At 70.2% G+C, this 9,460-nt stretch carries 9 protein-coding genes; 3 read left to right on the plus strand and 6 right to left on the minus strand.

The features are described from left to right. Window positions 1-153: 153 nt before the first annotated feature. The 5 genes from G3N92_RS26520 to G3N92_RS26540 form a co-directional block, all read right to left on the minus strand. Window positions 154-1,047 (minus strand): sugar phosphate isomerase/epimerase family protein, encoded by an 894-nt coding sequence (locus tag G3N92_RS26520; RefSeq protein WP_206130556.1) that lies wholly within the window; start codon window positions 1,045-1,047, stop codon window positions 154-156. Then, window positions 1,044-2,102, minus strand: a complete 1,059-nt coding sequence (locus G3N92_RS26525; RefSeq protein WP_206130557.1) for an ABC transporter permease — start codon at window positions 2,100-2,102, stop codon at window positions 1,044-1,046. Before G3N92_RS26525 ends, G3N92_RS26520 begins: the two co-directional genes overlap by 4 nt. Next, window positions 2,099-3,115, minus strand: a complete 1,017-nt coding sequence (locus G3N92_RS26530; RefSeq protein ID WP_206130558.1) for an ABC transporter permease — start codon at window positions 3,113-3,115, stop codon at window positions 2,099-2,101. The genes G3N92_RS26525 and G3N92_RS26530 overlap by 4 nt, the downstream gene beginning before the upstream one ends. Next, window positions 3,108-4,643 carry a sugar ABC transporter ATP-binding protein gene (locus G3N92_RS26535; RefSeq protein WP_206130559.1) on the minus strand — a complete coding sequence of 512 codons (1,536 nt, stop codon included), beginning with the start codon at window positions 4,641-4,643 and terminating at the stop codon, window positions 3,108-3,110. Before G3N92_RS26535 ends, G3N92_RS26530 begins: the two co-directional genes overlap by 8 nt. 76 nt (window positions 4,644-4,719) lie before the next feature. Further along, the gene (locus tag G3N92_RS26540) at window positions 4,720-5,712 is read right to left on the minus strand and encodes a substrate-binding domain-containing protein (protein WP_206130560.1); all 993 of its coding nucleotides are present in this window, start codon (window positions 5,710-5,712) and stop codon (window positions 4,720-4,722) included. 184 nt (window positions 5,713-5,896) lie between these two features. Here G3N92_RS26540 and G3N92_RS26545 point away from each other — a divergent pair, with 184 nt between their 5' ends. The 3 genes from G3N92_RS26545 to G3N92_RS26555 are packed head-to-tail and all read left to right on the plus strand — an operon-like array spanning window position 5,897 to window position 8,189. After that, the gene (locus G3N92_RS26545; RefSeq protein ID WP_206130561.1) at window positions 5,897-6,988 is read left to right on the plus strand and encodes a LacI family DNA-binding transcriptional regulator; all 1,092 of its coding nucleotides are present in this window, start codon (window positions 5,897-5,899) and stop codon (window positions 6,986-6,988) included. 57 nt (window positions 6,989-7,045) lie between these two features. Further along, complete coding sequence (locus G3N92_RS26550; RefSeq protein ID WP_206130562.1) at window positions 7,046-7,387, plus strand: FKBP-type peptidyl-prolyl cis-trans isomerase; 342 nt, start codon at window positions 7,046-7,048, stop codon at window positions 7,385-7,387. A 34-nt stretch (window positions 7,388-7,421) separates the two neighbouring features. Beyond that, complete coding sequence (locus G3N92_RS26555; protein WP_206130563.1) at window positions 7,422-8,189, plus strand: AraC family transcriptional regulator; 768 nt, start codon at window positions 7,422-7,424, stop codon at window positions 8,187-8,189. Between the two features lie 60 nt (window positions 8,190-8,249). Here G3N92_RS26555 and G3N92_RS26560 read toward each other — a convergent pair whose 3' ends face one another. Next, window positions 8,250-9,419: a glycosyltransferase family 4 protein gene (locus G3N92_RS26560; protein WP_206130564.1), complete on the minus strand. Its 1,170-nt coding sequence runs from the start codon at window positions 9,417-9,419 to the stop codon at window positions 8,250-8,252. Between the last annotated feature and the right edge of the window lie 41 nt (window positions 9,420-9,460).

Consider the following 9,460-nt stretch of genomic DNA (forward strand, 5'->3'; position numbering starts at 1 on the left):
TAGGCGCCGACGCGGCGGAAGCGGCTGCAGCGGCAGAAGCGGCCGAAGCCGCCGGAGCGCCGGCCTCGCCCACGTCGCCGGCCTCGCGCAGCAGGGCCGCCAGCGCCTCGAACCTCACCTCGCGCCCCGCGCCCTCCCCCTGCCTGGTCACGCTCATGGCAAGCGGCTCCGCTCGGCCTGCCTGAGCGCTTCCTGCGCCGATTTCAGCTGCGCGCGCGTGTACAGCAGCGCGTGCGACGCCAGATCGCGGCTGTCTTCCCAGAGATTGCGCCACACGGCGAGGATGCCTTCGAGCGGCTGTCCGACCACGCGCGACGAGAAGCTCTCGAACGTGATCGGCCCCGTGTAGCCCGCGAACACCAGCGCGCGGAACACTTCCGCGAAATCGATGCTGCCCGAGCCCAGATAGCCGCGATGCGAATCGCCGGTGTGGAAATAGCCGAGATGCGCGCCGGTTTCGCGGATCGCCGTCATCACGTCGGATTCCTCGATGTTCATGTGGTAGGTGTCCAGATGGACCTTCACGTTCGGCAGGCCGATCCGCTCGCACATCTCGACGCCCTGCGACGCCGTGTTCAGCACGTTCGATTCGTAGCGGTTGACCACCTCGAGGCCGAGCATGATGCCGCCTTGCGCGGCCGTCTCGGCCACCTGCCCGATGATCTCGGCCGACATCGCCACGCCGGCCGGCGTGGTGGGCACGAAGTTCTTCTGGAAGGCGGAATAGAGAATACCGCAGACGTGCTTCGCGCCGCAGTCGCGCGCCACGCGGATCGCGTCCTCGAGCTTGCGCTTGCCGCGCGCGGCCTTCTGCGCATCGCCGCTCGAGATGTCCGAATCGGCGTCGAGGCCCAGCGAGAAGCTGCAGCCGATGCCGGCGCGCTCCAGCTCGCGCCGCGTGTACGCGGTATCGATCGAGGCCGGATCGAGCGCCGGAATCTCGATGAAGTCGAAACCCACCTCGGCCGTGTTCGCGATCGCGCGCGCGGCTTCCTCGTGGCTCCAGCCGGCCTCCCAGACCAGTGCATGTACGCCCAGCTTGTTCATTCGCTCTCCTTGTGTCGACGGGGTGCGGGCGCGGCCACCGGCGACCGGGGCGCGCGCTCGCGGAACAGGTGTTGCAGGACGCCGTGCGCCCAGATCCAGCGGGCCAGCATCACGGCGAGCAGGAACGCGCCCCACAACGCCGTGGCCAGATGCTGATTCGCGCCGAGCAGGTTCAGGCCGGAGGCGATCACCTGCAGGATCACCAGGGCGATCACCACCGGCACCACGCGGCCGAACCCGCCGAACGGATCGACGCGGCCCAGGAAGCAGGCCAGCACCGAGATCAGCAGGAACGCCTCGCCGTGACCGACACGCACGGAATTGAAACTGCACAGCATCACCACGCCGGCGACGCCGCACATCAGGCCCGACAGCATGTAGATGCGCGTGATCGCGCGCGCCGTGGCGATGCCCGAATAGCGCGTCGCCTCCAGGTTCGAGCCGACCATGCGGGTGGCGAAGCCGAGCCGCGAGCGCGTCATCACGACATGCCAGATCAGCGCGCAGCCGATGAAGATCCACAGCGGCACCGGCACGCCGAGCCACAGCCCGTTGCCGAGATAGCGCACCGAATGCGGGAAGCCGGAGATGTCGCCGCCGCGCGTGAGGAATTCGCCGAGCCCGCGCAGGAAGATCATCGCGGACAGCGACACCAGGATCGGGCTCGCGCCGGTGTAGGCGATGATCGCGCCGATCATCGCGCCGGCCGCCGCGCCGGTGGCCAGCGCCGCGACGATGCCGAGCAGCACCACGCCGAGGCTCGCGTCGGGGCCGCCGTGCGACTGGATCACCCAGGCCATCGCGAGCCCGGCCATGTTGGCCGTGAACGTGACCGCCAGGTTGAAGCCGCCCGAGATCAGCGGCATCAGCATCGCCAGCGTGAACAGGCCCAGCTCGGGCAACTGGAACGCGATCGATTCGAACGTGCCGAACGTCATGAAGCGGTCGGAGGCGACGCTCAGCGCGATCACCACCACGGCCAGGAAGCCGAGCAGCCCGGCCACGTCGGCCGGCACCGCGAACGCGGCGCGCCAGCGGGAAGAGGACGGGTTCATGCGCCCACCTTTGCGCCGCGCGTCGCCCAGCGTGTGCCCACCAGCCGCGCGACGCCGTCGCTCGACAGCGTGATCGCCGCGAGGATCACCGCGCCGACGATCATCTTGTAGGCGTACGAGGAAATGCCGAGCAGGTTCAGGCCGTTGGCCGTGACCGACACCAGCAGGATGCCGAGGATCGCGCCGAGCACCGTGCCGCGCCCGCCGCCGAGCCGCGCGCCGCCGAGCACAACGGCGGCCAGCACGTCGAGCTCGCGGCCGTACATCGCGTTCGGCACCACTTCCTGCACGTAGTGCGCCTGCATCAGCCCGGCGACGCCGCTCATCATGCCGAGCCAGCCGTACGCGAGGTAATGCATGCGGCCGAGCCGGATGCCCACGCGCCGCGCCGCTTCCGGGTTGTCGCCGGCCGCGTAGAGCTGGCGGCCGGCCGTCGTGCGGCGCAGCAGGAACCAGGTGGCCGCGACGCACACCGCCATCACCGCCACCGGCAGCGAGAGCGTGGCGACGCCGCTCGGCGTCTGCCATTGCAGCAGCGAGACGCGATCCATCCACCAGTCGGGCAGGTCGTAGATCGACACGCCGCCCGTCACGAACATCAGCCCGCCGAAGAACAGGTTGAAGGTGGCGATCGTCACCACGATCGACACGATCCTGAAGCGATAGATGATCGTGGCGTTCAGCGCGCCGAGCAGGAAGCCGAAGCCCATCGCCGCCGCGAAGCCGAGCGCCCAGTTGCCGCCGCCGAGCCGCGCCACGGCGAGCGCGGTCAGGTACTGCGTGACCGACGCGCCCACCGCGAACGAAATGTCGATGCCGCCCGCGATCAGCACCACCAGCAGGCCCACCGCGAAGATGATGTTGACCGCGCTCTGGTTCAGCAGGTCGAACAGGTTGGACAGCGTCAGGAACGTCGAAGTCGTGAGGCCGAGGCCCACCGCCATCGCGGCGAGCACGGCGATCAGCAGCGCCTCGATTGAGCCGATGCCGGTCTTGCGGAGCAGGTCATGCATGGACGTCTCGCTCGATGGTGTCGATCGGAACCTGGCCGGGCACGTATTCGGCCGCCAGGCGGCCGCCGCGCATGTGCAGGATCCGGTCGGCGTTGAAATAGACCTCGGGAATCTCGTCCGAGATCAGCAGGATCGCCATCCCCGCCTGCGCCAGCTCGCGGATGATCGCGAAGATGCCGGCGCGCGCGCCCACGTCCACGCCCACCGTCGGCGAATCGAGGATCAGCACCTTCGGCTGCGTGGCCAGCCACTTGGCCAGCACCACGCGCTGCTGGTTGCCGCCCGACAGCGTCGAGACGGCGTCGTCGGGATGGCCGATCTTGACGGCGAGCTTCGCGATCCAGTGGCGCACCAGCGCCTCGCGGCGGCGCGCGGAAATCAGCCGGGTGGCGTCGAGCAGGCCGTCGAGCACCGAGATCGCGGCGTTGTCGGCGATCGATTGCGGCTGCACGAGGCCCAACTGCAGGCGGTCTTCCGACACGTAGGCGATGCCGGCCCGGATCGCGTCGCGGTTCGAGCGCAGCGCGAGCGGCCTGCCGTCGAGTTCGATCGTGCCCGCGTCGGGCCGCGTCATGCCGAACAGCGACAGCGCCAGCTCCGTGCGGCCCGCGCCGAGGCGGCCGGTCAGCCCGAGGATCTCGCCGCGCCGGATCGCGAAATCGAGCCCGGCGTATTCGCGCCCGCGCGACAGGCCGGCCACGCGCAGCACCACCGGCGCGGCCGACAGATCGGTGTCGCGCACCGCGTAATCGAACGTGCGGCCGGTCATCAGCTCGGTCAGGCGCGTCTGCGTCATGCCGGCGGTCGGATAGGTGCCGACGTAGCGGCCGTCGCGCATCACCGTCACGCGCGTGCAGACGTCGAGCACCTCGGCCAGCCGGTGGCTGACGAACACCACGGCGATGCCGTCGGCCGACAGCCGCCGCACGATCGCGAGCAGCGCCTCGGTTTCGGCGTGGCTCAGCGAGGCGGTGGGTTCGTCCATGAACACCAGCCGCGCATCGGCCACCAGCGCCCGCGCAATCGCCACGATCTGGCGCTGCGCGATCGACAGCTTGCGCACCGGGCGGTCGAGATCGAGCTCGACGCCGAGCCGCGCGAGAATCCGCCGCGCGGCGGCCTGCATGCGGCCGTAATCGACCCAGCGCAGCCGCTCGCCGAGGTTCTGCTCGAACGCGATGTTTTCGGCCACCGTCATCTCGGGAAACAGCGCGAGGTCCTGCCAGATCACCTGCACGCCGAGCCGGCGCGCGGCGGCCGGATCGAGCGCGTCGAGCGGCTCGCCGTCGAATCGCATCTGCGCGCCCGGCTCGGGCCGATAGACGCCGCTGACGATCTTGATCAGCGTGCTCTTGCCGCAGCCGTTTTCGCCGGCCAGGCACAGCACCTCGCCCGGCATCACGTCGAAACGCACCTGCTGCAGGGCCTTCACGCCGCCGAACGTCTTCGAGATGTTCTCGAGATGCAGCAGCGCGGGGGCCTGCGCCGGCGCCCGGTCGGCGGCCAGCGCGGAGGAAGCGGGATTCATGGAAGGCATCTCCCTTGCGTGAGCCGGAGGCGGCACGCGGCGCCCGCAGGCGCCGTGCGATGCCTCCGGGGAGCGGTCACAGGCCGAGCTTGGCGAGATCGTCGACGGTCTTGTCGTTCAGTTCGACGAGCTGATCGACGATCAGGTTGTGGCCGCTCGGATGCACCACGCCGAGGCCGGGGATCGTCATGCCGTCCTTGACCGGCTGGCCCTTGGCGACCATCGTGCCGAGCGTCACGAACACCTCGCCCGCCTGCTCCGGATTCCACATGTAGCCGCCCGTCAGCACGCCGTCGTGAACCAGACGCCGGCCCTGCCCCGGCGAGAACGGCCCGAGCACGATCACCTTGCCCTTCAACTGCCGCTCGGCCACCGCGCGCGCCGCGCCGATCGGCCCCTGGCTGCCGAACGCGAGGATCGCGCGCAGGTTCGGATGGGCGCGCATCAGGTCGAGCGCCGTCTGCCGCGAGGCATCGACGTTCTCCGCCACGCCGTAGCGGTCGCCCACCAGCGTCATGCCCGGATCGTGGGCCTTCAGGTAGGCGATCGCGGCGTCGGCCCAGGCGTTGTGCAGCGGCACCGTCAGCGAGCCGACGAACACCGCGTATTCGCCCTTGCCGCCCGTCAGGTCGGCCAGCCGCTTCGCGTAGGCCTCGCCGAAGCCCTTGGCCGAGGCCAGTTCGAAATCCCAGTCGGCGTTCTTCTGCTGCGGCGATTCGTGCGTGATCACCTTGATGCCGGCCGCCCGCGCCCGCTGCAGCACCGGCTCCAGCACCTGCGCGTCGTTCGGCACCACGCCGATCACGTCCACGTGCTGCGCGATCAGATCCTCGATCGCGCGCACCTGCAGCGCCGGGTCGGCGCTGGTCGGGCCGACCATGAACGCCTTCACGCCGAACTGGTCGGCGCGCTTCTTGATGCCCGCCTCCATCGCGTTGAACCACGGAATCCCGCCGACCTTCACCACCACGCCGATCACCGGCTTGTCCGGCGACGCGAACGCGAGGCCCGTCGTCAGCGCCAGCGCGACCGCACCCGCGCAGAGCGTGCGCATCCAGTTCCTTGCCATGTCTCCTCCATCGAGTGAAGACCGCGCTCGCCCGGGTCGGACTGGCGGCTTTAATTACATTTCGTTTTCTCTGCTAAATCCATTCAGCAAAGAAAGTTCGTGTATGCTGAATCCATTCAGCGAAGACGGGAAGCACAGGAAAACCCTGATAAGCGCCGCCGAGTCGCGCCGCGGGACGAGACCCATGACCTCCACTCCGAGCAGCAAGAAATCCACGATCTACGACATCGCCAAGGCCACCGGCGCGTCCACTTCCACGGTCAGCATGGTGCTGAACGGCACCTGGGCGCGTTACCGGATCAAGGAGGACACCGCGCGGCGCATCCTCGATTGCGCGCAGGCGCTCGGCTATCGGGTCAACCAGAGCGCGCGCGGGCTGCGGCTGTCGCGCTCGGGGCTGGCCGGGATGATCATTCCGCACTACCGCAACCGCTTCTTCGCGGGGCTGGCCGAAACCTTCGAGGCGCGCGCCAAGGGCCGCGCGCTGTGCCCGATCGTGGTGGGCACCAAGCGCGATCCGGCGGTGGAGCTGAGCGTGACGAAAACCCTGCTGTCGCAGCGCGTGGAACTGCTGTTCATCGCCGGGGTGCGCGATCCGGGGCCGCTCAACGCGCTGTGCGCCGACGCCGGCGTGCCGTCGGTGAACCTCGACCTGCCCGGCGACGGCGCGCCGTCGGTGGTGTCCGACAACCGCAGCGGCGCGCGCACCTTGACCGACATGCTGCTCGACAAGATGCTGGCGCGCGGCGCGGCGCCCGACGAATTGCTGCTGCTCGGCGGCATCGCCCTCGAATACGCCACCGAGATGCGGATCGCCGGCTTTCGCGACGCGTTCGCCGCGCGCGGCCTGCCGCCGCCCGCCCCCGGCGCGATCGACTGCTGCGGCTACGGCCCGGCCGCCACGCGCGATGCGCTGGCGCGGCGCGTCGCGCAACTCGGCCGCCTGCCGGCCGGCATGCTGATGAATTCGATCACCGCGTTCGAGGGGCTGGTGCAGTACGCGGCCGATCTGCCGCTGGCCGAATGGCAGCGCGCCGTGGTCGGCTGTTTCGACTGGGATCCGTTCGCCGTGCATCTGCCGTTCGACGTGACGATGCTGCGCCAGGACGTGCAGACCATGATGAGCGAGGCGTTCGCGCTGGTGGACGCCGCGGCGGCCGGCGGCGACGGCGATGGCGGCGCGCGCCCGCATCCGCGGATCGTCGTGCCGACGCGCTTCGGCGAGCGCTTCGACACCAACGACGCGGAGCCGGACGTCGCCGCGCAGGCGCGCTGAGGAAGGCCGCGCGGAAGTCTACAATAGCGCTTTTCCCGTTCCTTTCAGGAGTAGCAGATGACTGTCGTGACCACCGAATCCGGTCTCAAGTATGAAGAACTGACCGAAGGCACCGGCGACGTCGCCGAGGCAGGCAAGCCCGTCACGGTGCATTACACCGGTTGGCTGACCGACGGCCAGAAGTTCGATTCGAGCAAGGATCGCAACGATCCGTTCGTGTTCGTGCTCGGCGGCGGCATGGTCATCAAGGGCTGGGACGAAGGCGTCCAGGGCATGAAGGTCGGCGGCACGCGCCGCCTGACGATCCCGCCGCAACTCGGCTACGGCGTGCGCGGCGCGGGCGGCGTGATTCCGCCGAACGCCACGCTCGTGTTCGAAGTGGAACTGCTGAACGTCTAAGGCGTTTCTCCGCCGCAACGCCCGCCGCCCGCTCATGACCGCCCGCCCCGCCTCGCCCACGCTGTCGCTGCGCCGTTACGGCGTGGACGAAGCCTCGGACGTGCACGACTTCCATCAGGTCGTGCTCGGCGTCGCGGGCGAAATGGTGATGTCGGTGGACGGCGTGGCCGAGCGGAGCGACGGCCGCCGCGCCTGGCTGATTCCGGCCGGCGCGCGGCACGATTACGCGGGCCTCGGCCCGAACCGCCAACTGGTGCTCGACCTGCCGGTGGCCTCGCTGGCGGTGCCCGAGCGGCTGTTCGCGCGCGGCCGGACGATCGCGGTGGCGCCGGCGCTCGACGCGCTGGTGCGCGAGCTGGCCACGCTCGATGCGCTCGATGCGCCTGGCAGCGCGCGCACGGCGCACTGGCAGGCCGCCGCGCGGCTCTGCGACGCGCTGGTGGGTACGCCCGGTGCGCATCGGCCTGCGGCGGGCAGCCCCGCCGGCCTCGATTTCGCGCGCATCGACCGCTGGTTGCGCGCGCGCCTCGCCGAACCGCTGCGCGTGGCCGATCTGGCCGCGCATTGCGGCTTCGGCCTGCGGCGCTTTCATCAACTGTTCGTCGACGCCTTCGGCGAAACGCCCCATCGCTATCTGCTGAAGCTGCGGCTCGATACCGCCGTGCTGCTGCTCGCCGAGCCGCGGCGCGCGCTGGCCGACATCGCGGCCGACGTCGGCTTCGCCGACCAGAGCGCGTTCACGCATGCGTTCACGCGCCGCTTCGGCGTGGCGCCGGGGCAATGGCGGGCCGGACGGCACTGATGCACTGACGGCACTGACGGCGGCGGCCGTGGCTCGCACCACCGCCCGCACGACACCCGCTCACCCCAGCCGGATCGCTTCCTCGTACACGCTCGCCACGCGCCGCGCGATCACGGCGTTGTCGAAGTGCTCGCGCGCATAGCGGCGGCAGGCCTCCGAATCGGGCAGCTTGCGCTGGCCCGACAGCGCCTCCGACAAGCCCTCCGCGATCGCCTCCACGCCGGTGCCGCGCAGCACCAGCTCCTGCGACAGCCCCGACACGGCCTCCGGCAAGCCGCCCACCGGCGTGACCAGCACCGGCGTGCCCGACGCCAGCGATTCCACCGTGATCAGCCCGAAGCCTTCGAGCGCGACGGTCGGCACCACGCTGAGCGTGGCGGCGCGGTACAGCGCGGCCAGATGCGCGTCGGGCACGAAGCCGAGCAGCTTCACGTGATCCTCGAGGCCCGCGTCGTCGATGCGCTGTTGCAGTTCCTCGGCGAGCCGCCCCTTGCCGGCGATCAGCAGCAGCACGTCGGGATGGCGGCGGCGCACCACGTCCACGGCCGTGATCAGATCCTCCAGCCCCATGCGCCGCACCAGCCGCCGCACCGCCAGGATGATCGGCCGGCCCTGCGGCAACTGCAGCTTCTGGCGCGCCTCGGCCTGCGTGATCGGCAGATCGAACTGCGCGGTGTCCACGCAGCCCGGCACGATCCGCACCTTGTCCTGCGCGATGCCGTAGCGCGAGGTCAGGATCTCGGCGAACGCGCTGGACAGCACGATCAGCCGCGACGAGCGCGCGTACACCGTCTGTTCGAGATAGCGCTTGGCGCGCTGGCCGAGCGAATCGGCGCCCTCGACCTGGCTCTCGTCGGCCCACGGGCCCTGGAAGTGCGACACCTGCGGAATGCCGCGCGTGACGTCGAGCGCCGGGAACGTGTAGAGCGCGAAGTGCGACGACACCACGTCGGGCCGCTCGCGGCTCACCGCCTCGCGCAGCGTGCGGCGCGCGGCCATCATGCGGCGCGGCAGCGATTGCGAGGCCGGGCCGAAGCCGCGGATCGCGCCGTCGGTGTCGCTCGCGACGCGATCCGAACCGGCCACCACGCCGCGCACCGCGACGCCCGCGCCCGGCAGCGCGCCCACCAGCGAGTAGTACATGCGATCGAGGCCGCCGGCGCGTTCGGGGAACCAGTGCATGCCGATCTGCAACGATTTGATGCCGGCCGATTGGGGAAGTGTGCTCATTACAAAGGCTCCTGCGTAGGGACGGGCCCAGGTCCGGGCCG

This window comes from Burkholderia sp. Ac-20379 (genome assembly GCF_017104645.1).
Taxonomy (GTDB): Bacteria; Pseudomonadota; Gammaproteobacteria; order Burkholderiales; family Burkholderiaceae; genus Burkholderia.